Genomic DNA, 21,123 nt, shown 5'->3' on the forward strand with positions numbered 1-21,123 from the left:
TTTCATCATTGACTATGCCGAGCCGACTCCTGTCTTCTGAAAAGATAGTGAAAGGCGAGAGCAGAGGCAAGGAGAAAACGAAGTTTTCATCATGGACTATGCCGAGCCGCGTCCTGTCTTCTGAAAAGATAGTGAAAGGCGAGAGCAGAGGCAAGGAGAAAACGAAGTTTTCATCATGGACTATGCCGAGCCGACTCCTGTCTTCTGTAAAGACAGGGTATCCCCGCATAAGTATATCAATGTGTCTTCTCTTTGTTCGGCTTTATTGTTTTTTTATTCTCTAAGGCCACAAAATAGGTAAAAAAGCGTATTTTTCTTTCGCCGCATGATACAACCAATAATTTTTTTGTTATCTTTGTGGTAAACCCATAAAAAATTTCGGTATTATGAAATGTGCTTCTTTATTAGCCGGCTTCCTGACAGGTGCTGCCATCGGTGCTGCCATCGGGATACTTTTCGCCCCTGAAAAAGGCGAAGACACGCGTAGTAAAATCAATGAAGTTCTTCGTGAGAACGGCATCAAACTGAGCCGCGAGGATATGGAAAACCTCGTCAACAAAATTGCCGCCAAGCTCAAACTTGACAAATCAGTTGAAGCAGAAGACTGATTCTCACTGAATTTAAAAGATTTCCCGGTCGCCCATTTGGCTGCCGGGAAATCTTTATGCCACTCAACGAATATCCACACTTATGAGCACCTCCAACCCAACCCCCTCCTTGCGCCAAGTCATTGCGGAGATAAAACAATACCTTTCGCTACAATGTGAATGGGTGAAACTCGACAGCGTCGAAAAATTGACACGCATTGTCTCTTCTCTCATCTTCCTCATATTGGCCATTATCCTCATTGCCATTGCGCTGCTTTATCTTTCCCTCTCTGTCGTTCATCTCATACAAATATATACAGGAGCCGTTGCCGCCTATTCCATCATGGCCGGTTTCTTCTTGTTGCTATTTGTCGTTTTGTGGCTCCTGCGCCGCAGTTGCATCGTCAACCCCATATTGCGCTTCTTCTATAAAATGTTCCTCACGCCGAAAGAAGGCCAAAACGACTTCACCTCAAACACCAACAACGAGCTATGAACGAAACGAAAATAACCATGAAATCGCTGGCCCGACAAAAAGCCGAGGTGCGGGCCAAAATAGCCAGGCAACACAGCGAACTGACACAAACCTATTGGGATACCTTGGCACCTTTCTACCGAATGGGAAACTCCCCGTTCTCGATATTGAAACGTTTCTCGGTGAGTGTGGCCCTGTTTGAGGGAATAATTACCAGCTTGCGCATGTTCAGGAAGATACGCGGCCTATTCCGAAAATAAATCAGGACTACCTGTCTGTAATTGTCATCGTTTGTTTTTGGGGGAAGAAAACGCAAAATATTTCGAAAGTTTTTCGTATTCACCCAAAAAGCATTATCTTTGCGCCCGAAATTACAATTAAAAAAAAATATTATGAAAAAGAACTTGATTTATCTGTTCATGTTCATGGCCATGCCCCTCGCATTCGTTGCCTGCGGCGATGACAACAACGGTATTACCAACAACGTAAACGCCACGGGTGAATACGACGGCAACATCGAAATCCTTGTGAATGGTGAAAACTTCTTCGAAGCCATTAACCCCGCACTCTCTTCGAGCCCTGTAACGTTCACCCTCAACCAACAAGAAAACGCCACCTCGCTCTCCATCAACGATTCCATCTTGATTATCGGAGCGCTCACCCTCGAAGTAAATGACGTACCCAGCACCGCTGATAGCGAAAAACTGACCATCAACGGACAGGATATGGACCTCGAAAAGAACATCATCGAAATGGACGTTGTCATCAACAGCCTCACCGGTACGGTTACCAAAGCAGGTGCCGCCAACCTTTCGATCGAAGCTGCTGCTCCGCTCCTTCAACAAACCGTAAATATCGAGATCTCGGCCCAAAAGAAATAATCTTCGACGATTATATTTCATGACAAAAAAGCGTAGCCCCAGCGGGAGCTACGCTTTTTTGTTGCAGTATAAATCCAAGTATGTCAACCGCCAAAAAGCTCGGTCGAGAGGTAGCGTTCGCCGGTATCGGGCAGCAGCGCCACAATGAGTTTGCCGGCATTCTCGGGCCGAGCCGCCAACCGCACGGCCGCACTCACGGCCGCGCCCGATGAGATGCCGGCAAAAACACCGTCGCAGGCCATAAGTTCCCGCCCCATGCGCATCGCATCTTCATCGGTAACCGTCATAATCTCGTCGACCCACTTCCCGTCGTAGGTCTCAGGCACGAAACCGGCTCCTATGCCCTGCAACTTGTGCCCCCCCGGGCAACCGCCCGAAAGCACCGCCGACGAAGCCGGCTCCACGGCGACCGTCAAGACCCGGGCATTACGATGTTTCAACCCCTCGGCCACCCCCGAAAGCGTTCCGCCCGTGCCTACACCCGCCACAAAAATATCGACAGCTCCGTCGGTGTCGCGCCATATCTCCTCGGCCGTCGTACGCCGATGCACGGCGGGATTGGCCTTGTTCTCGAACTGACGCAACATGACGGCCTGCGGAATGGTCGTCAACAACTCTTCGGCTTTGGCAATGGCTCCGGCCATGCCTTCGGCTCCGGGTGTAAGCACCAGCTCCGCCCCCATGGCTCGCAACAAACGCTGCCGCTCGATGCTCATGGTCTCGGGCATGGTGAGTATCGTGCGATACCCCCTCACGGCGGCAATCCATGCGATGCCTACACCGGTATTGCCGCTGGTAGGCTCGACAATCGTCGCACCGGGCACCAACAGCCCCCGCGCCTCGGCATCTTCTATCATCGACAAGGCCGTGCGGTCCTTGACGCTCCCACCGGGATTGAAACTTTCGAGTTTGGCGACGATGCGCGCTGCGAGGGAATATTTCCGGGCGATACCCGCAAGTTCGAGCATCGGGGTATTACCGATAAGTTCGGTCATCTGTTTGGCAATATGGCTCATGTTTTCAGTTCTTTATAAAACACAAAAATAGCAAAAACTTTTCGAAACGAAGAGTATCCCCCCGGCTATTAACACCTAATAGTGAAAGGTATTTCAGGACAATGGCGGCGTATTTTCATACAAGGAAAGGATTTGTTCCGGCATGAAAAATCGTATAAAAGTCGTATCTTTGCCCCCGATTTCTTGAACAAGGCTTCGGGAAAACGCATCTGTCGTGTTTTCGCACTGTTCAGGACTTCGGTAAAAAGATACCCTAATGATGAAAAAAACCTTTGCCTTATTTCTTCTCTTCGCCCTGTTCGTTTCCGGTACGGCAGAAGCCGAAAGTCCTTATCGGAAAACGACATTCGACCTTTTTGTCTCCGGCAACATCTTACAATGGAGCCAAATCATTGCCACAATGAGAAACGACTCGGCCTGTCAATCGCTCGACGACAAGGTAGAGTTGCTCTCATACTACTACGGCTTGGTGGGACACCTCATCGACATCGGAGAGAAAAAGGAGGCTCGCAAGGTGCTCAATGAAGCCCTGTCTATTGTCGAACCTCTTGTCAAAGCCAATCCCGAAGACGCCAGGCTGTCGGGACTTATGGCCAATTTCCAGGGATTCCAAATCGCCCTCTCCCCTCTCAAAGCAGCCACATTGGCCCACGGCATGCTGCAACACGCCCGTAAAGCCGAGAAAACAGCGCCCGACAACCCCGACGTGAATATATGGAGCGCCAACATTCTGTTTTACATGCCCGACATTTTTGGAGGGGACACGCAACAATCGAGAGAGTATTACCGGAAAGCCTTGCAACTGTATGAAAACGACGAGTCTCTCCGCAGCAACAACTGGATGTACTTGCAACTCATCATCACCCTCGGGCTGGTCGAAGAGAAAGACCAAAACTACGAGAAAGCGCATGAATATTTCAGCAAGGCCATGGAGCTATACCCCGAATATCCGCACCTGAAAAACGTCTTGTATCCTCGCATTCTCGAAGAACTCGGAAATTCATAATAGAAAGAGACACCATGAAATACATCGAAATACGCCTCAATGTCAAAGCCGACGACGTGGCTTTGGTTACCGATGTCCTCGCCGCCTTACTGGTGGAAGCCGGTTACGACAGCTTTGTTCCCGACGCTACCGGCATGAGCGCCTACATTCCCGAAGACAAGTATTCCGAACCGGCACTGCTTGAAATCATCGGCCATCTGCCGGTCGAGGCCGAAATCGAATGGTCGTGCAACCACTATGCCGACCAGAATTGGAACGAAGAGTGGGAAAAACACTACTTCAAGCCCATCGTCATAGGCAACGAATGTGTCATACACAGCACTTTCCACACCAACGTGCCCGAAGCCCGGTATAAAATCGTCATCGACCCCAAGATGGCATTCGGTACCGGCCATCACGAAACAACATCGCTCATGCTCGAATGGATATTGCGCCACGACTTCACGGGAGAAAATGTCCTCGACATGGGTTGCGGAACGGCCATTCTTGCCATTCTCGCCCGCATGCGCGGCGCGACATCGGCCACGGCCATCGACATCGACGAGTGGGCCTACCAAAATGCCTTAGAGAATATCCGCCTCAACCATATCGACGGTATCGACGTATTGCTGGGCGACAAAGCGCTCCTCGGCGACGGACGCCTCTACGACACGGTACTGGCCAACATCAACCGCAACATTCACCTCGACAACATGCAGGCTTATGCTTCGGTCATGCACACAGGCAGCACAATCTATATGAGCGGATTTTATACCCAAGATTTGCCCACACTGCAAGCCTGCGCCCGTCAATATGGCTTGCTCTACAAAGACCATCTCGAAAAGAACAACTGGGTGGCCGCCCGCTTTGTGAAAGAATAGGACATTCCCCCCTATCGCCATAAACAAAGAAGCCTCCGCTATAATAGCGGAGGCTTTTTCATTTCCTTGTCTTAGCGTAGCAGGGATTGCAAATAGGCCGAATCGACAGGCGGTAGTTGGAGGGTTGCATCGCGACGACGCATCGCGTCAACACTGCGGTTCATTTCTTGAAGATTCTCCTGCAAGGCATCGAACAACCGAGGGGAAAGGGCCATGCCGTCGCCTGAACTCATCTCGCAGCGATAATGCCCGCCTTCGACGGTTACCTGCGAAAAATAGCGGTAAAGAGCCACTTTGGCCTGAGCCATAAGGCGGGCATCGACCTCTTCGCCGGCACATATCGCACGGGCAAGAGCCTTTATGTCGACATCGATGTAGACATTCTCCCGCATATAGGTTTGGATACACGCCGCGTCGCAAGGGACCGACAAGACCGCATTCAACACATCTTCCCGCTCCGATTCCCGACATGCGGAAAAGAGACCGACAAGGGAGAACAACAGAACTATGGCTTTCTTCATGGCTTGTGAAATAAAAACGCCGGGCAGGTGAGAATCACTTCCCGGCGTCATGTTTTCAGGAAGAGATATTTATTCTTCTTCGTCGCTTTCTTTCATATTGTGGAACACATTCTGCACATCTTCGTCTTCTTCGATGCGCTCGATGAGTTTCTCAATCTGGGCACGTTGTTCCTCGGTGAGTTCCTTGGTGTCATTGGGAATGCGTTCAAACTCGGCGCTGGTAATCTCGAAACCGTTGTCTTCGAGATATTTCTGTATGACGTTGAACGACTCAAACTCACCATAGATTACGATTTCCTCTTCATCGGCATCTACTTCATCGACACCGAAATCGATCAATTCGAGTTCAAGGTCTTCGAGGGAAACGCCATCTTTGGGTTTGATGTGGAAAACGCTCTTATGGTCGAAAAGGAACGAGAGGCTGCCCGATGTACCGAGCGAACCGCCGAACTTATTGAAGTAACTGCGAATATTGGCCACCGTGCGGTTATTGTTGTCTGTCGCCGTCTCCACGACAATGGCGATTCCGTAAGGTCCGTATCCTTCGAATAGTACCTCCTTGTAATCGCCTTCTTCCTTGGAGGTGGCTTTCTTAATGGCACGTTCTACATTTTCCTTGGGCATATTGGCTGCTTTGGCGTTCTGCATGAGCACACGCAGACGAGGATTGGAATCGGGGTCGGGACCGCCGGCTTTCACAGCGATGGAGATCTCTTTTCCGAGTTTTGTAAAAGTGCGGGCCATATTGCCCCAACGTTTGAGCTTACGGGCTTTCCGGTATTCAAATGCTCTTCCCATATTGGTATTTTCTTTTTATTATTATTTGATGTGATATTTATCTCAGTGATGCGCCCAACTTGTTTTGCAGGTTGGTGATGACACGGCTCATAATATGCTCTATTTGCTTATCGTTGAGTGTCTTGGTTTCATCTTCAAGAAGTAACGATATGGCGTATGACTTTTTGCCTTCGGGCAAGTTTTTCCCTTCGTACACGTCGAAGAGGGTGACCTCCTTGATGAGTTTCTTCTCGGCTTCGAAGGCGGCCTTCTCTACTTGGGCAAAAGTGATTTGCTTGTCGAGCAACAGCGCCAAGTCGCGTTTTACGCTCGGGAACTTGGGTATGTCGGTAAAGGTAACCTTTTTCCCGGCCAGTCGCATGAGAAGCGACCAGTGCAAGTCGGCAAAGCATACCTCGGCATCGATGTCGAAACGGTGCAATACTTTGCCCGAGACGATACCCAGGCGAGCGACTTCTTTCCCGTCGCGCGTGGTAACCGACAGGGCGGCCGAGAAGAGTTCGTCGGCAGTCTGTGTCATGAGCAGGCGTCCGCTCTCCACGCCAAGGCGGGTGAAGATATTCTCGACATAGGCTTTCAACTCGAAGACATTGGTCTTCTCATCGGCATGCGCCCAATTTCCCGAAACGCGGTGTCCGGTAATCCACAGGCCAAGGTGCAGCGATTCGCTGTAAGGGTTGAGTATCTTTTGCGAAGCATCGGCCTCGGGATTGAATGAGTAGCAGTTGCCAAACTCAAAGAGATGCAGGTCGGGACGACGGCGATTGACGTTGCGGGCAATGCTTTCCAAACCGCCGAAGAGGAGGGTCTGGCGCAAGACGCTCAGGTCGGCGCTCAGCGGGTTCATCAGTTTCACGCAATGGCTCTCGGGGTAACTTTCCAGCGATGTGTAATAGGACGACTTGGTCAACGAGTTGTTCATGATTTCGTTGAACCCGCAACCCACGAGTTGCTCGGCCACCAAGTTTTGGAGCTGGAAACTGCTGTCGGTATCGGTTTTATAGGAAAGGTTGGAGTGTACCGTATCGGTAAACTCCACATTGTTGTATCCGTAGATGCGGAGTATGTCTTCGATGACATCGACGTCGCGACGCACATCGACACGATAGGTGGGAACGAGCAACGACAAGACGCCGTCTTTTTCTTCTACGATTTCGATTTCGAGCGAAGCGAGTATGCTCTTGACCGTATCGCAGGGAATGGTTTTCCCTATGAGGGTATTGATGCGGTCGTAGCTGAGGGTCACGGGATAATTGGAGATGGGCTGCGGATAGACATCGACGATGTCGCCCACGATTTCTCCGCCGGCCAACTCTTTCACCAGCATGGCGGCACGTTTGAGCACATACACCGTATTGTTGGGGTCGGCACCGCGTTCAAAACGGAACGACGAGTCGGTGCTGAGGCCGTGACGGCGAGCGGTCTTGCGCACCCACATGGGATTGAAATAGGCCGATTCGAGGAAGACGTCGGTCGTCTGCATCGTCACGCCCGATTGCAGGCCGCCAAACACGCCGGCGATGCACATGCCCTCACGCTCGTTACATATCATGAGGTCGTGGTCGGAGAGTTTGCGCTCCACCTCATCGAGGGTGACGAAGGGGGTTCCTTCGTGCAAGGTCTTGACGATGATTTTCTCTCCGGCAATCTGTGACACGTCGAAGCAGTGCATGGGTTGTCCCGTCTCGTGCAAGAGATAATTGGTGATGTCGACAACGTTGTTGATGGGTCGGAGACCGATGGCCAAGAGATGTTTTTTGAGCCATTCGGGACTTTCGGTCACTTTCACGTTGCGTATGGTCAGACCGCTGTATCGGGGACAGGCTTCGCTGTTCTCGACCGTCACCGAAACGGCCTTGCCGGCGGGGTCATCGATTTTGAAATCTTCGACCGAGGGGCGTTTCAGGGTGTAAGCGTACCCGTTCTGTTTGAGCCATGCGGCCAAGTCGCGGGCCACGCCATAGTGCGATGCGGCATCGACCCGGTTGGGGGTAATGTCGACCTCCAATACATAGTCGCTTTCGAGGTTATAGTATTTTTTGGCGGGGGTGCCGGGGGCGACACCGTCGGGCAAGACGATGATGCCATCGTGCGAAGTGCCGATACCGATTTCGTCTTCGGCGCAAATCATGCCATTGCTTTCGACGCCGCGGATTTTCGATTTCTTGATGGTAAAGCTCTCTTCTCCCGCATAGAGTACGGTTCCGATGGTGGCCACGACCACCGTCTGGCCGGCAGCCACATTGGGTGCACCGCAAACGATTTGCGTGGGAAGACCGTCGCCCAAGTCGACCGTCGTGATGTGAAGGTGGTCGGAGTTGGGGTGTTCCTCACAGGTGAGCACTTTTCCTATGACCAGCCCTTCGAGGCCGCCTTTCACGGCTTGCACCTCTTCTACTCCGCCGGTTTCGAGACCTATCGAAGTGAGGGCCGAGGCTACTTCATCGGGGGTAAGGGAAAAATCGAGATAATCTTTCAGCCAATTATAAGAGATATTCATAACGTATGATTTATTTCATTATCAGCGCAAATGCGACCAAGGAAAGAGGCCGGGTCTCTATGATTCCCGAAGAGGCTGCAAAACAGGTTTCGTCCTCTCCGCCAACGCGGTGTTTCCCGTCATTCATTCAGGCTTGCAAAGATAATAAGATTATTTGTTTCTCTGTGTTTTTTTACCGGCTTTTTACCGTACAACCCGTTGGAATGAGGCGGGAATCGGCGTTTCGAAGAGCATGTCGCGACGGGTGATGGGGTGCACGAAACGCAGACGACAGGCATGGAGGGAGAGACGCCCGAGCGGATTGCTCTTGGCGCCATATTTGCGGTCGCCGGCAATGCTGTGACCCAAGTCGGACATGTGCACACGAATCTGGTTTTTGCGGCCGGTGGCCAACTGCAATTCGACGAGCGAATAGCGGCCGTTGGTGGCCAGGACTTCATAACGGGTCAAGGCATATTGGCCGTTTTCCTTATCGTCGGACGAATAGACCTGAAATGCGGCATTCTCTTTGAGATAGGAGGCCACCTCCCCTTTGACGGGTGTAAGCTCGCCCTCGACGACGGCGACATAGCGGCGGTCGAGCACCATATCGTTCCACGAACGTTGCATTTTCTCTTGTATACCCTGACTCTTGGCAAACATCATCAATCCCGAGGTATCCCGGTCGAGACGATGCAAAACAAAGATGCGGTTGGCGGGATTGTCCTGACGCACATAGTCGCTGAGTATGTGATAGGCGGTGTTGGCCTTGACCCTGTCGGTCGAGACCGACAGAAGCCCATAGCCCTTGTCTACGACGATGAGGAATTCGTCTTCATAGACAATGCGCAAACGGGGGTGACGGAACTCCTTGTAACCCCTTGTGTAATTGATGGTAAGCTCATCGCCGACATGCAGCGGGGCATCGAACCGGGTCGTCGGGGTATGGTTCACGGCTATCTGGCGATGCGCCAAATAGGATTTGACCGTCGTTTTGCTGCGGTCGGAAAATATTTCCAACAGATATTCGAGAAGGGGCATATTCTTCTCGACCTTGAACACCTCTATCTTGTCGGGACCGCGACGCCCGCGTGATTTTTTCTTCTCCATAAAATGGTTCTCCTGTCATGCAAAATTTTTCGTTCGGCAGGTCGTGACGCGCCACGGCTTCCGACATGCCCCGCAAAGATACACAAATTAAGGGGAATCCCCGCTCCAAAAGGCGATAATATCACAATGCGCGGCCTAAATCAAGGCCATGAAGTGACACATCGGAAGATTGGTACAGGAAAACACAAGATTTTAAAAAAGTTGTTTTGCCATTACATAAAATCTCGCTACCTTTGTAAAAAATATATAGGCCATCAGTACATATTCACAGGAAACATGAAAGTCAAAATACATAGAGAAGGAAGAAACATTCTCATCGTTCTATTCCTCATTCTACTCATCGTAAATGGGTTACTCTATTATTTTTGTCCTATACACCTTCTCAACCTGATTATCCTCATCGCATCGATAGTCTTTTTTACGCTGGTTCTCAATTTCTTCCGTTCGCCCCGGCGACACTTTCCCGGAGAAACCCGCAACACGGTGGTGGCTCCGGCCGATGGGACCGTCGTTGTGACCGAAGAGGTGATGGAAAATGAATATTTCCACGAGAAACGCATGCAAGTCTCGATATTCATGAATTTGGTCAACGTGCATGCCAACTGGACTCCCGTGAACGGCACCGTCATGCATGTAAGCCACCAAAACGGCCGCTACATGGCCGCGTGGTTGCCCAAGTCGAGTACCGAAAACGAACGTTCGACCATCGTCATCAAAGCCGAGAACGGACAAGAAATTCTCATGCGTCAAATCGCCGGTGCCTTGGCCCGACGCATCGTCACCTATGCCGAACCGGGTGAGGCGTGCCAAATCGACGAGCACATCGGGTTTATCAAATTCGGTTCGAGAGTAGACCTTTATCTTCCGCTCGATGCCGAAATACTGGTGAAACTCAACGACAAAACCGTGGGCAACATCACACAAGTGGCTCGCCTGCACTCGTGATGTTCCTGGCCATAACAACAACCTTCAACGCATAAACACCATGAAACGGCTTTCGTCATACATACCCAATGTCATTACCTGCTGCAATCTCTTGGCCGGCTGTCTGGCTTGTATCTTTGCCTTGAAAAGCGCTTTTGAGACAGCCTCCGCCTGCATCATCATTGCTGCCGTATGCGATTTTCTCGACGGGTTGTCGGCCCGCCTGCTCCACGCCTACTCTCCCATGGGCAAAGAACTCGACTCCCTCTCCGACCTCGTAAGTTTCGGATTGGCACCGGGTCTCATGATTTACACGTTGCTGAGCGACTACTTGCTCCTCCCCTACGGAAACTTCTCGAACCTGGCCTACATCGCTTTACTGATACCGGTTGCCGGCGGATTGCGTCTGGCCAAATTCAATATCGACGACCGGCAGAGCACCTCATTTATCGGGCTACCCATTCCGGCCAATGCGCTCTTTTGGATAGGCGTCTGCTTTGCCGATACGCGCAACTGGCACCCGGGCATCATTTTGGGGCTGATACTTCTCTTCTCATTCCTCATGGTATCGAATCTCCCCATGTTCTCTCTGAAAGCGTCGAACTTGTCGTGGAGCGACAATAAATTGCGTTATATCCTGGTCATCACGGCACTGGGACTCATCATTTGGCTCGGCCCCACCGGTCTGGCAGGAGCCATCATCGCCTACATACTCCTTTCGCTGGCAGCCTTGCTGGGGAAAAGATAAAAGGTTTTTTATCATCGTTTTAGATAATATATATCTACCGATGTGAATGTTGTCGTATCTTTACGACCTCTTTCTCATACCAAAAAATTCAAAAACCAAGAAATGTTCATATTCCAATTTATAATCTTTATCGGATTTATCCTGTTGCTCGTGGTACTTGGATTTGTATTCCGCATCATGAGCGCATTCGGCGGACGGGCCCGATACCGGTCGTTCAGCACCCATCGACAGGAAGAGAATGGCTCACAGGCTCACTCATACACCGAAGATGCCGAGCCGAAAAAGCGGCGCAAGAAAAAAATCTTCGACCAGTCTGTCGGCGAATATGTCGACTTCGAAGAAATCAAAGACAAATAAACTGTTCTTATCCTGTTTTACACACAAGAAGGCCACGCAAGACATGCGTGGCCTTCTTGGTTATCTATTAAAACGCTAAAAGGGGAAAAGCAAAGGCAAGACAAATATCATAACGATACCGAGAATCAGTTGCAGGGGTAATCCCACCTTGACATAATCCATAAACGTGTATTTACCGGCCGACATCACCAAGGCATTGGGCGGCGTGGAAAAGGGCGAAGCAAAACACATGCTCGCGGCCACGGTAACGGCAAACAGATAGGGATAAGGGCTCACCCCGAGACTTAGCGCCGATTGCATGGCGATAGGAGCCATCAGCACAGCCGTAGCCGTGTTGCTGATAAACATCGTCATCAACGATGTGGTGAAATAGATTCCGGCCAACAAAGCCAACGACCCGTAATCGCCCAAACCTGAAACGAGAGCCGTGGAGATAGCCGCCGAAGCTCCGGTCTTTTCGAGAGCCACCGACATGGGCATCATGGCCGCAATGAGCACAATGCTCTCCCAGTTGATGATGCGATAGGCATCATCGGCATTGCGCAGGCAGCCGGTAAAGACCATAAGCACAGCAGCAATGATGACAGCCATCACCGATGGCACCCACTCGAAAATCATCGCCAAAATCATGAGCACCATAATAAGTGCCGCCACGGGAGCCTTGCGGTCGATGGTCTCTTTCGAGACCTGCTCGAGAGGCTGTCCCAGCACCACCCAATCATTCTGCTCCCGACTCATGCGGGCAATGTCTTTCCACTCACCCTGCACGAGCAATGCATCGCCGCGACGCATCGAGAAGTCGCGCAAATCGTGCAGGTAATAGGTATCATTGCGCTGTATGCCCAGGATATTGATATTAAATTTCTCCCGGAAACCGCAATCACGCACGGTGACATTGTGTAAAGAGGAGTTGTGCAACAAAAGCACCTCGGCAATTCCTATTTTGTCCGACTCGGAAGAACTATTCAAGGCATCGAGCTGACAAAGGGCATTTTCCTCGGCCATCCGGGTTACCCGGTCGGCATCACCCGACAAGTAGAGTATATCGCCCCCCTGTATCACGGTATGCGGCCCGGCGGTTATATGATCGTAGATGTTACTGAACAGGGAGCGGTTCGATGTTATCTTGCGCCGTATCTCCATGACACTCACTCCATAACGGTTCGGGACATCGAGTGTCTGCAACATTTTTCCGCAACAAGGGGCATCGGCGGGGACCTGCACTCTGAACAGCCGCTGTTCGAGACGGTACTCCCGCAAAAGGTCTTCGGTCGAAGGGTGCGATTTCTTCTCATCTTCGGTGTGTCGCACCTTGTTGGACAGGAACCATTTCGACAAGGGTATCAAGACGATGATTCCAACGGCGATGCATACAAGGCCCACCGGAGTAAAGGAGAAAAACGAGAGAGGCTCCCATCCGGCATCGACAAGCGTTTCTTGAATCACAAGGTTGGGCGGCGTACCGATGAGGGTAAGCATCCCCCCCATGCTGCTGGCAAAAGCAAGCGGCATGAGCAATCGCGAAGGCGACATGTTGGCGCTGTTGGCCAAGCTCACCACAATGGGTAACATAAGTGCCACCGTCCCGGTGTTGCTCACAAAAGCCCCTACAAATGAGGTGACCACCATGACAAGGATAAAAAGGAGAAACTGGTTCTGCCCCGCCGTGCGCATGATGCGGCCACTGACCATCTTGGCCAGACCCGTCTGAAAGATGGCTCCTCCCACGACAAAAAGGCCAATCATCATGATGACGACACTGTTTGAAAATCCACTCAATGCCTCGGCCGGCGTGAGGATTCCGCACAACACCAGCAACACGAGAGAACAGAGTGCGATGAGATCGGAACGAATTTTCCCAATCATGAAAAAGATGGCCGACAAGACCAGTATAACAATCGTTGCTATCATATTTTCAGCGTTTAAGGATAGCAAAGATAGCATTTTTTCGAGAAGTACCAAGAAAGACAAGGGCGGGGAAGATAAAAGTTATCTTTCCCGCCCTTGTCTTCAAAACCGTCCAAACGACAGATAACCAGTCATAAAACGTAACGTTGGAGAAAGCGGAAAATCTCTTCGAGCGCCTCCTCGGCAAAGACATCGGGCAGGTCGGGAATCTCTTCCTGTCGGCACGTCACACAATGTTGGAACATGTGATTGAGCCCCGGAAGTGCCACGGTCCTGTAATGACGGTTTCCCCCAAATGCAGCAAAGAGTAGAGCGATTGCAGATTGGGTCCCGCGGGCACCATGATGTCACAATCACCGTTCAGGGCCAATACCGGCACCTTCACACGGGGGCAACTGCGAGTCGGCATTGATATGCACTCGCGTACCGTCGGAAAGTGTAATGCGGTATTCGCCGCCCCGGGGCACAACGATGGTATGGCTTTCGACCTTCGATTTCGGAGCCACCGAAGAAGAGTACGTTATCGCGCCATCTTCCATCTGTGCCGAAAGCGAATCATCGAGAGCAATCGTCCTTTCACCTTGCCCCGTAAGCGCCAGTTCGGTACCGTTGTCCATGAGGAGAATGGCCTGCGTTGCACCGGGTGTTACTTCGCTAAGGGTAAAACCGGGGACCTCGGGCTCCTCTTTCTGTGCGAACCAAATCGATAACGCCACAAAGGGCAGAACGACAGCGGCGTAATAAATGACCCGACGGGGTGTCACCCGGCCGATGCGCCGACGAACCGAACGCACGAAACGATGTTTGGCGTTTTCAGAATCCACCGCCGCATAACGACGATATTTCAAGACAAAATCGTTGCGTTCCTGCAACGAACGAAGCCGAGCTTCACGCTCGGGCGATTGTCCAACCCAGCGACGCAGCACGCCGGCTTCTTCTTCGGATAGGGTACCTGAGAGGTATTTGGCTATAAGCCGCTCGATATATTCCATATATACATTTGTTATCCTCTTTCATTATAAAGACAACAAATGACAGCAATCGAGGTACATAAAATTCAAAAAAATATTATTTATTGTATCGATTTATCAAAAAGACAGAAAATCGTTATCGAAACGAATCTTAATGGAGGTTGATGATTTCAAAAAAGCAGATATTCCCGCTACAAACGGCCAAAGATGTCAGCAACGCCTTGTCGAGATTCCCACGGATAAATGCCATGGCCCGTTTTTTCTGAGTCTTTACCGTCTCGATAGAAAGTTGCAACATATCGGCAATCTCATCGTTTTTCCTCCCTCCATATATAATAGGAATACCTCGCGGCAACGTTGTGGCAGGCGGTCGATAAGGTCAAACAGGTGACGATAGATTTCTTCCTCGTTGACCGACTCTTCTTCAACAGGAGAATAAGTCTGCGAAAGGTACTCCATATATTTCTCGGCGACACCCTCGTGTTTGAGATAATTGAGCGAGGCATTGCGCACCGCATTGTAGAGATAGGCGTTGAACGTCGACAAGGAAGTAAAGGTCATGCGGTTTTCCCAAAGGTTGATGATGAGTTCCTGCACCAGATCTTCACCCACATCACCATCTTCGATGAAATTGGCGGCATACACGACCAGTGTACGGTAATAGCGGTCATAGATTTCTTTGAAAGCCTCTATTTCCCGCGCATTAATTCTCTCTATAAATTTTTCGCTTGCCACCTATACCAATTTTCATCTGAACGGGCAAAGATATAATAAATATTTAATATATCATCGCAATCCCTTGTAATCACGATTTTCCTCTTCTCAAATATTACAATCTATCACATTTTGCAAAGAGTAAAATCCCGTTTGGCACGCTTGCCGGGAGAATACACCTCGACAGACAAAAAACAGCCCCAAAGGGGAAAATGAAAAAACAAGTTGCCCCCCAAAACAGTGGCACAAGAAAGAATCGAAACATTCACACAACAAAAAAGGGAGACCTTCAAAGTCTCCCTTCGTGTGGTCCCACTTGGGCTTGAACCAAGGACCCCCTGATTATGAGTCAGATGCTCTAACCAACTGAGCTATAGGACCGTTTTCCGTCTTTGAGAAGCGGCTCCACAAGGAGGCTTCCGGAAAAGCGATGCAATATTACGACATTTTTCTGACACGACAAAATTATTTGTCAGCTTTTTTGCCCTACACAACTCCGTCGCAACGCGACCATTCTCCTCTCAGTACCATTTTGTAAAAGGCTGTGAATTTGCGAAGGGCTATCAATCAGCAAGAAAGAGAAAAATAAACGTTAATATGCAACGAAAAAATATTCAGATAATAAAGAATGTTGTACTTTTGTTTTCGATTTCAATCAAGCGATGCAAATAATCGATTACGCACAACATTTTCACCCCGACGCCATGGTTGCGACCATCGGTTTTTTCGACGGCGTGCACTCGGGTCATAAATCTCTTATTACCGATGTGCGTCGTACGGCCGAAACAAATGGCTTGGCATCGGGCATCGTCACATTCAAGAATCACCCCAAAACCGTACTGACGGGGCAAACCATGCCGCTGATTACATCGACCGAGGAGCGTCTCGAACGCCTTGCCGCGACGGGTATCGACTATTGTGTATTGCTTGAATTCACCCCCGAAATGGCTCAAATTTCGGCTCACGACTTTATTGCATTCTTACACGACCGCTACAACATTCGTCATTTGGTCGTGGGCTACGACCACCGTTTCGGTCACAATGCCGACGAGACCTACGACGACTATTGCCGCTATGGTGAAGAGCTGGGCGTGAAACTTTCCCGTTCAACCGCCTGCATGCCCGACGGACACAAGGTGAGTTCCTCCATTATACGCCACCTACTGGGCGAGGGGAACGTGCACGAAGCGGCCCTGCTGCTCTCTTATGACTACATGCTCATGGGACGTGTCGTGGCGGGACAGCAACTGGGTCGTCGCATCGGCTTCCCCACGGCCAACATCGAATGCAACACCACCCCCAAAATCATTCCGGCAAACGGTGTGTACGCGGTAAGGGTATATCTCGAAGACGGCATCGAACGGTGTGGCATGCTGAATATCGGTACCCGCCCCACGGTAGAAGGCTCAGACCATGCCAGGAGCATCGAAGTACACATCTTCGACTTCGACCAATCGATATACGGGCAACAGATAAGAATAGAATTTGTCGACTACTTGCGCCCCGAACGCCGCATGGAAGACATTGAAGCGCTTCGCTACCAGTTGCAGCGGGACAGAGAGGTGGCCCGAGGATTATTGATTTAGGATTCCGACGTCATTGCGTCTAAAAACGAGCAACGCTGCCACTTCATGCAATGGCAGCGTTGCTTGTTCTCTCAGGCAAGGAGTAGCTTGTTACTCTTCGTCCTTGTTGATGGGTATCTCGCGATTGAGACTCTGATCGAGCGATATGAGAGTCTCGGTCGAGACTACACCGGGAATTTGTTGCACATGGTCGTTGATAAGGTGCATGAGATGCTCGTTGTCCCGGGCATATAGTTTGCACAACATCGTGTAGGGACCGGTGGTAAAATGGCATTCGACTACTTCGGGGATTTTTTCGAGTTCGGGCACGACATCTTTATACATCGAGCCTTTTTCGAGACGCACACCGATGTAGGTGCAAGTGCGGTATCCCAAGGTCTTGGGGTTTACATGGTAACCCGAGCCAATGATGACTTTCATGTCGATCATTCGCTGTATGCGTTGATGTATGGCAGCTCGTGAAACGCCGCATTTGGCAGCAACATCTTTCGACGGGATACGAGCATTTTGCATGATGATTTCAAGAATTTGACGATCGAGGTTGTCTATCTTTTCCATATTATATCGTGTTTTTTATCGTCGAGAATATCATTATGACAACAAATATAACTATTTTTCTACAATTATCACGCTAATGGGTAAAAAATATCGACATTTTTTCAAGGGCATATCTGTTCCTTACTGAATGAAGCGAAAAAAATCCCGGAATTGATTTCCGGGATTTTTGGGAGATATGGGTGGGGTTAATTATTTCTCGATGTTGAGCAATTCTACGTCGAATATCATGACGGCATTGGGGGGAACGCTGCCGCGACCACGCACGCCATAACCCAACTCGGCGGGAATGTAGATGGTGTATTTGGCACCGGGCGACATGAGCATAAGTGCTTCATTGAAACCGGGAACCATCTGCCCCACTACCATGCGCACATTGTCACTGGCATCGAATTTGGCACCGTCGACAAGCGTACCTTTGTAGTTGACCTTTACACGACTACCTTGTTTGGGAGTATCACCCTTACCGGCTTTTACCACCTTATAGAGGAGTCCGCTCTCGGTGGCAACGACACCTTCTTCTTTGGCTTTTTGGGCCAGGAAGGCTTCTCCATCGGCTTTGTTCTGAATGGCCTCGGGCGAAGAGGCTATCTTTTTGGTTTCAGCGGCCACGGCGATGGAACGATAAGCCACCTGTGCGTTCATGGGTGTCATCAAAATCGTCGAATCGTTGTTCAAAGCAGCACAGAAGGCCGCGAGATAAACATCTTTGTCGACCGTGATGCCGAGTTGTTCCGACATTTGTTTGAGTTGCTGTTTGATACCCGAGGCAAACGAGAAACCTACTTCATAAGAGAAAGCTGTGCTGTCGCTATAAAGGGCTTTCTTGGCTCCTTTCATAAATTGGTCGATGTCGACGGGTTGTCCCAAGTTCTTGATACCGTTGTTGACATCGTTACCCGTGAGCACACCGACCGCATAGACCAGCGAGTCGGAAGCATTGGTCAATTCGCTTACGGGTTTGATGTTGTCGCAAGAGGTAAGAGAGACGGCCGTCAGTCCCAAGGCGGCCATCAGACAAATTGCAGTTTTTTTCATTGTTCTTGTATATTAAAGTATTTTTATGAGTTCTACTTCGAAGATGAGAGCGGCGTTGGGACCTATTTTGTCACCGGCGCCATGCTGGCCATAGGCCAAATCCGAGGGTATGAAGAGTTTCCATTTCGAGCCTTCGGGCATCAGTTGCAACGCTTCGACCCAACCGGCAATAACCTGGTTCACGCCAAACACGGCCGGGGTGCCGCGTTGCACCGAGCTGTCGAACACCGTACCGTCGATAAGCGTACCATGATAGTGGCATTGTACTTTATCGGTCGCTGCCGGACGACGGCCATGGCCTTCTTTGAGTATTTCATATTGCAATCCGCTGGGCAAGGTCACCACACCGGGGCGTTTCTTGTTTTCGGCCAAGAAGGCTTCGCCGGCTGCACGGTTTTTCTCGACGAGTTCTTGCTGCAAACGGGTGAAATATTCGTTAATGACTTGCTTTGCCTCATCATAAGACATTTCAGGGTGTGCACCTTCATACACGGCTTGCACTCCGCGGGCAAAATCTTCTACGGTCAAGGTTTCAATGCCGGAAGCCTTGAAGTTATTGCCCATACTCAGGCCCAAGGCATAGCTCAACTTATCCATATATTTTTCTTTTTGTTACAAAACGACACAAAAAAATTTCTTCTCTCGGAAGAAACTCTGGCGAAGATAGAACTTTTATTACAGAATTTCTCTTTTTTGATGCAAAAAAAACATTAATTTTGCCATAATCGGGAGGGAATATTCCTCTGTCGACCTCTTTATTTCAAAACAGGAATTGGAACAATGGCTAATAAAAAACGACTGGTAGTGCTCACCGGTGCCGGAATGAGTGCCGAGAGCGGTCTCGCCGTGTTTCGCGGCAGCAACGGATTGTGGTCGGGGTACCGCATCGAAGAGGTGGCAACGCCCGAAGGGTGGGCCGCAAATCCGCAACAGGTGCTCGATTTCTATAATGCCCGTCGCCGCGAGCTCCTCTCGGTAAAACCCAACGAGGGACATATCGGACTGGCGGCTCTCGAAAAAGATTTCGACGTGTGCATCATCACACAGAATGTCGACAACCTGCACGAACAGGGTGGCAGTTCACACATCATACACCTGCATGGTGAACTGATGAAAGTCCGCTCGACCTGCGACGAGAACCTCATCTACGATGTTACACCCGACCACCTCGACACCCGCCTCGGAGACCTGTGCGAAAAAGGCTCGCAACTGCGTCCGCATATCGTGTGGTTTGGGGAAGCCGTTCCCCTTATCGAACCGGCCATCGAAGAGGTGGAACAAGCCGACATTTTTGCCGTCATCGGCACCTCGCTGAATGTGTACCCGGCGGCAGGACTCCTGCGTTACGTCCCGAAGGGCGTCCCGGTTTTTCTCATCGACCCCAATCCGGTAAACGACACGAGCGGACGGGTGACCCAGGTGATACAAAAAGGTGCCAGCGAAGGGGTGAAAATCATGACCGAAGCCTTGAAAGCGTATTTATAACCGACAGAATATCGGGCATCTCGACGTCAGGGTGGCATGAGCCAAGGGGGCGCTTGTATCATTTTCAGCCAAAACGTCAAGCCGTCGAGGTATTCCGCCTTTGAGGACAAGCGGGCGACTCAAAAATATGAGTCGCCCGCTTGTTGCATGGAGCGTTTAACTGCCCAAGGTACAAAACCGCAAGATTGGGAGGTTATCACCCTTTGGTGTTTGCGGTCGCAAAGATTCGCGACACATAGGGCAGGCAAATATAAAGTGCCGAATGCCAATATTCCCACACATGGCCGCCATCGCGCACCCTGAACTGGCAAGGTACTCCGGCATCGCGCATGGCCTGATAGAACTCTATGTTGCGGTCGAGCAGGAAATCATCGTCGCCGCAATCGACAAACCAGGAGACAGTTCGTAAGGTATCGAGCGTGGACTTTTGGGCTTCCCGGACGTAACGAGTGCAATCGTGGTCGATGACCGACTGCGTGAGAATGGCCATCTTATCGTCGGGTGTGCGAGGTTTTATCATGCCCCGTTGAGGTATCGACATCAGGGCACTCATGGCATACACGGCGCAGAACTTGTCGCCGTGACGCTGGGCATAAGAGACCGCACCTCCCCCACCCATGGAGAGGCCGGCTATGGCGCGGCGGGCCTTGTCGCCGACAATGCGGTAACGTGATTCGACAGCCGGCAGGAACTCGGTAAAAAAGAATGTTTCGTAGGACCAGCCCGGCATATCGAAATAGCCATTCCAGGCGGTCTCGATGTTTCCCCCGGCTTCGGGCGAGATAATAATCATGTCACAGACGGTACCGCCTGCCACCAGAAGGTCCATGACTTCACGCAGATGAGCACGCCGGGGCCACATCGTGTGGGTATCGCTCAACCCGTGCAGGAGATAGAGCACGGGATAATCGCGGGTCGACCGGTCATATCCCGCCGGCAGGTAGACCGAATACCGACGATAATCTTGCAGCACGTCGCTGTAAATCGAATCTTCGACGATGCGGCCCGACTTGGGTTGAGAATGAACCGCGGCGATACCGGCACACGTCAGAAAGAGCAAAAGGGAAAAAATTCTTTTCATGTCGATAAGGTTAAAAAAAATGC

Annotated in this window: 22 protein-coding genes, 1 tRNA gene and 1 pseudogene; 11 read left to right on the forward strand and 13 right to left on the reverse strand. The window is 50.6% G+C overall.

Annotated elements, in window-relative coordinates; genetic code table 11:
- The first annotated feature begins 386 nt into the window (after window positions 1-386).
- From IAD09_04765 to IAD09_04780, 4 genes are all read left to right on the forward strand, one after another.
- Window positions 387-608, forward strand: coding sequence for a YtxH domain-containing protein (locus tag IAD09_04765; GenBank protein ID HIT81534.1), 222 nt, complete (start codon window positions 387-389; stop codon window positions 606-608).
- An 82-nt stretch (window positions 609-690) separates the two neighbouring features.
- Window positions 691-1,083 carry a phage holin family protein gene (locus IAD09_04770; protein HIT81535.1) on the forward strand — a complete coding sequence of 131 codons (393 nt, stop codon included), beginning with the start codon at window positions 691-693 and terminating at the stop codon, window positions 1,081-1,083.
- Window positions 1,080-1,322: a hypothetical protein gene (locus IAD09_04775; GenBank protein HIT81536.1), complete on the forward strand. Its 243-nt coding sequence runs from the start codon at window positions 1,080-1,082 to the stop codon at window positions 1,320-1,322. Before IAD09_04770 ends, IAD09_04775 begins: the two co-directional genes overlap by 4 nt.
- A 132-nt stretch (window positions 1,323-1,454) precedes the next feature.
- A complete protein-coding gene (locus IAD09_04780) occupies window positions 1,455-1,943 on the forward strand; it encodes a hypothetical protein (GenBank protein HIT81537.1) in 489 nt (162 codons plus the stop codon).
- Window positions 1,944-2,026: 83 nt separating this feature from the next.
- Here the strand turns inward: IAD09_04780 and cysK are convergent, their stop codons facing one another.
- Window positions 2,027-2,959, reverse strand: a complete 933-nt coding sequence (gene cysK / locus IAD09_04785) for a cysteine synthase A (GenBank protein ID HIT81538.1) — start codon at window positions 2,957-2,959, stop codon at window positions 2,027-2,029.
- A gap of 256 nt (window positions 2,960-3,215) precedes the next feature.
- Between cysK and IAD09_04790 the strand changes: the two genes are divergently transcribed.
- Together IAD09_04790 and prmA are read left to right on the forward strand one after the other, a co-directional pair.
- Entirely contained in the window at window positions 3,216-3,965 is a 750-nt protein-coding gene (locus tag IAD09_04790; GenBank protein HIT81539.1) for a tetratricopeptide repeat protein, read from the forward strand.
- A 14-nt stretch (window positions 3,966-3,979) separates the two neighbouring features.
- On the forward strand, window positions 3,980-4,825 hold the full coding sequence (prmA, locus tag IAD09_04795) for a 50S ribosomal protein L11 methyltransferase (protein ID HIT81540.1): 846 nt from the start codon (window positions 3,980-3,982) through the stop codon (window positions 4,823-4,825).
- A gap of 71 nt (window positions 4,826-4,896) precedes the next feature.
- Here prmA and IAD09_04800 read toward each other — a convergent pair whose 3' ends face one another.
- From IAD09_04800 to IAD09_04815, 4 genes are all read right to left on the reverse strand, one after another.
- A complete protein-coding gene (locus IAD09_04800; protein HIT81541.1) occupies window positions 4,897-5,397 on the reverse strand; it encodes a hypothetical protein in 501 nt (166 codons plus the stop codon).
- An 18-nt stretch (window positions 5,398-5,415) separates the two neighbouring features.
- The gene (locus IAD09_04805) at window positions 5,416-6,144 is read right to left on the reverse strand and encodes a YebC/PmpR family DNA-binding transcriptional regulator (protein HIT81542.1); all 729 of its coding nucleotides are present in this window, start codon (window positions 6,142-6,144) and stop codon (window positions 5,416-5,418) included.
- Window positions 6,145-6,181: 37 nt separating this feature from the next.
- Complete coding sequence (locus tag IAD09_04810) at window positions 6,182-8,644, reverse strand: phenylalanine--tRNA ligase subunit beta (protein HIT81543.1); 2,463 nt, start codon at window positions 8,642-8,644, stop codon at window positions 6,182-6,184.
- 183 nt (window positions 8,645-8,827) lie between these two features.
- Window positions 8,828-9,733, reverse strand: a complete 906-nt coding sequence (locus IAD09_04815) for an RluA family pseudouridine synthase (protein ID HIT81544.1) — start codon at window positions 9,731-9,733, stop codon at window positions 8,828-8,830.
- Window positions 9,734-10,009: 276 nt separating this feature from the next.
- Here IAD09_04815 and IAD09_04820 point away from each other — a divergent pair, with 276 nt between their 5' ends.
- The 3 genes from IAD09_04820 to IAD09_04830 all read left to right on the forward strand — a co-directional run bounded on the left by IAD09_04820 (window position 10,010) and on the right by IAD09_04830 (window position 11,762).
- A complete protein-coding gene (locus IAD09_04820) occupies window positions 10,010-10,678 on the forward strand; it encodes a phosphatidylserine decarboxylase family protein (protein HIT81545.1) in 669 nt (222 codons plus the stop codon).
- A 40-nt stretch (window positions 10,679-10,718) separates the two neighbouring features.
- Entirely contained in the window at window positions 10,719-11,405 is a 687-nt protein-coding gene (pssA, locus tag IAD09_04825) for a CDP-diacylglycerol--serine O-phosphatidyltransferase (protein ID HIT81546.1), read from the forward strand.
- A 102-nt stretch (window positions 11,406-11,507) separates the two neighbouring features.
- Window positions 11,508-11,762, forward strand: coding sequence for a DUF4834 family protein (locus IAD09_04830; protein ID HIT81547.1), 255 nt, complete (start codon window positions 11,508-11,510; stop codon window positions 11,760-11,762).
- Window positions 11,763-11,837: 75 nt separating this feature from the next.
- Here the strand turns inward: IAD09_04830 and IAD09_04835 are convergent, their stop codons facing one another.
- The 4 genes and pseudogenes from IAD09_04835 to IAD09_04850 all read right to left on the reverse strand — a co-directional run bounded on the left by IAD09_04835 (window position 11,838) and on the right by IAD09_04850 (window position 15,736).
- Window positions 11,838-13,673 (reverse strand): SLC13 family permease, encoded by a 1,836-nt coding sequence (locus IAD09_04835; GenBank protein HIT81548.1) that lies wholly within the window; start codon window positions 13,671-13,673, stop codon window positions 11,838-11,840.
- Window positions 13,674-14,023: 350 nt separating this feature from the next.
- Window positions 14,024-14,662 carry a hypothetical protein gene (locus IAD09_04840; protein ID HIT81549.1) on the reverse strand — a complete coding sequence of 213 codons (639 nt, stop codon included), beginning with the start codon at window positions 14,660-14,662 and terminating at the stop codon, window positions 14,024-14,026.
- A gap of 130 nt (window positions 14,663-14,792) precedes the next feature.
- Window positions 14,793-15,376: pseudogene (locus tag IAD09_04845) on the reverse strand (RNA polymerase sigma-70 factor).
- 286 nt (window positions 15,377-15,662) lie between these two features.
- Window positions 15,663-15,736, reverse strand: a tRNA-Ile gene (locus IAD09_04850).
- A 281-nt stretch (window positions 15,737-16,017) separates the two neighbouring features.
- Here IAD09_04850 and IAD09_04855 point away from each other — a divergent pair.
- On the forward strand, window positions 16,018-16,941 hold the full coding sequence (locus IAD09_04855; protein ID HIT81550.1) for a bifunctional riboflavin kinase/FAD synthetase: 924 nt from the start codon (window positions 16,018-16,020) through the stop codon (window positions 16,939-16,941).
- 90 nt (window positions 16,942-17,031) lie between these two features.
- Here the strand turns inward: IAD09_04855 and IAD09_04860 are convergent, their stop codons facing one another.
- The 3 genes from IAD09_04860 to IAD09_04870 form a co-directional block, all read right to left on the reverse strand.
- A complete protein-coding gene (locus IAD09_04860; GenBank protein HIT81551.1) occupies window positions 17,032-17,499 on the reverse strand; it encodes an Lrp/AsnC ligand binding domain-containing protein in 468 nt (155 codons plus the stop codon).
- A gap of 189 nt (window positions 17,500-17,688) precedes the next feature.
- The gene (locus IAD09_04865) at window positions 17,689-18,534 is read right to left on the reverse strand and encodes an FKBP-type peptidyl-prolyl cis-trans isomerase (protein HIT81552.1); all 846 of its coding nucleotides are present in this window, start codon (window positions 18,532-18,534) and stop codon (window positions 17,689-17,691) included.
- A 12-nt stretch (window positions 18,535-18,546) separates the two neighbouring features.
- Complete coding sequence (locus IAD09_04870; protein ID HIT81553.1) at window positions 18,547-19,131, reverse strand: FKBP-type peptidyl-prolyl cis-trans isomerase; 585 nt, start codon at window positions 19,129-19,131, stop codon at window positions 18,547-18,549.
- A gap of 183 nt (window positions 19,132-19,314) precedes the next feature.
- On the opposite strand from IAD09_04870, the gene IAD09_04875 reads away from it, so the two are divergent.
- The gene (locus tag IAD09_04875) at window positions 19,315-20,019 is read left to right on the forward strand and encodes an NAD-dependent deacylase (GenBank protein HIT81554.1); all 705 of its coding nucleotides are present in this window, start codon (window positions 19,315-19,317) and stop codon (window positions 20,017-20,019) included.
- 196 nt (window positions 20,020-20,215) lie between these two features.
- Here the strand turns inward: IAD09_04875 and IAD09_04880 are convergent, their stop codons facing one another.
- On the reverse strand, window positions 20,216-21,100 hold the full coding sequence (locus IAD09_04880; protein ID HIT81555.1) for an esterase family protein: 885 nt from the start codon (window positions 21,098-21,100) through the stop codon (window positions 20,216-20,218).
- Window positions 21,101-21,123 lie beyond the last annotated feature (23 nt).

Source organism: Candidatus Caccoplasma merdavium (genome assembly GCA_018715595.1).
In the GTDB taxonomy this organism is placed as follows: Bacteria; Bacteroidota; Bacteroidia; order Bacteroidales; family UBA11471; genus Caccoplasma; species Caccoplasma merdavium.

Coding starts and splice junctions, on each gene's coding strand:
- IAD09_04765 (HIT81534.1), top strand. CDS start 387: ATGAAATGTGCTTCTTTATTAGCCGGCTTCCTGACAGGTGCTGCCATC.
- IAD09_04770 (HIT81535.1), top strand. CDS start 691: ATGAGCACCTCCAACCCAACCCCCTCCTTGCGCCAAGTCATTGCGGAG.
- IAD09_04775 (HIT81536.1), top strand. CDS start 1,080: ATGAACGAAACGAAAATAACCATGAAATCGCTGGCCCGACAAAAAGCC.
- IAD09_04780 (HIT81537.1), top strand. CDS start 1,455: ATGAAAAAGAACTTGATTTATCTGTTCATGTTCATGGCCATGCCCCTC.
- cysK (HIT81538.1), bottom strand. CDS start 2,959: ATGAGCCATATTGCCAAACAGATGACCGAACTTATCGGTAATACCCCG.
- IAD09_04790 (HIT81539.1), top strand. CDS start 3,216: ATGATGAAAAAAACCTTTGCCTTATTTCTTCTCTTCGCCCTGTTCGTT.
- prmA (HIT81540.1), top strand. CDS start 3,980: ATGAAATACATCGAAATACGCCTCAATGTCAAAGCCGACGACGTGGCT.
- IAD09_04800 (HIT81541.1), bottom strand. CDS start 5,397: ATGACGCCGGGAAGTGATTCTCACCTGCCCGGCGTTTTTATTTCACAA.
- IAD09_04805 (HIT81542.1), bottom strand. CDS start 6,144: ATGGGAAGAGCATTTGAATACCGGAAAGCCCGTAAGCTCAAACGTTGG.
- IAD09_04810 (HIT81543.1), bottom strand. CDS start 8,644: ATGAATATCTCTTATAATTGGCTGAAAGATTATCTCGATTTTTCCCTT.
- IAD09_04815 (HIT81544.1), bottom strand. CDS start 9,733: ATGGAGAAGAAAAAATCACGCGGGCGTCGCGGTCCCGACAAGATAGAG.
- IAD09_04820 (HIT81545.1), top strand. CDS start 10,010: ATGAAAGTCAAAATACATAGAGAAGGAAGAAACATTCTCATCGTTCTA.
- pssA (HIT81546.1), top strand. CDS start 10,719: ATGAAACGGCTTTCGTCATACATACCCAATGTCATTACCTGCTGCAAT.
- IAD09_04830 (HIT81547.1), top strand. CDS start 11,508: ATGTTCATATTCCAATTTATAATCTTTATCGGATTTATCCTGTTGCTC.
- IAD09_04835 (HIT81548.1), bottom strand. CDS start 13,673: ATGATAGCAACGATTGTTATACTGGTCTTGTCGGCCATCTTTTTCATG.
- IAD09_04840 (HIT81549.1), bottom strand. CDS start 14,662: ATGGAATATATCGAGCGGCTTATAGCCAAATACCTCTCAGGTACCCTA.
- IAD09_04855 (HIT81550.1), top strand. CDS start 16,018: ATGCAAATAATCGATTACGCACAACATTTTCACCCCGACGCCATGGTT.
- IAD09_04860 (HIT81551.1), bottom strand. CDS start 17,499: ATGGAAAAGATAGACAACCTCGATCGTCAAATTCTTGAAATCATCATG.
- IAD09_04865 (HIT81552.1), bottom strand. CDS start 18,534: ATGAAAAAAACTGCAATTTGTCTGATGGCCGCCTTGGGACTGACGGCC.
- IAD09_04870 (HIT81553.1), bottom strand. CDS start 19,131: ATGGATAAGTTGAGCTATGCCTTGGGCCTGAGTATGGGCAATAACTTC.
- IAD09_04875 (HIT81554.1), top strand. CDS start 19,315: ATGGCTAATAAAAAACGACTGGTAGTGCTCACCGGTGCCGGAATGAGT.
- IAD09_04880 (HIT81555.1), bottom strand. CDS start 21,100: ATGAAAAGAATTTTTTCCCTTTTGCTCTTTCTGACGTGTGCCGGTATC.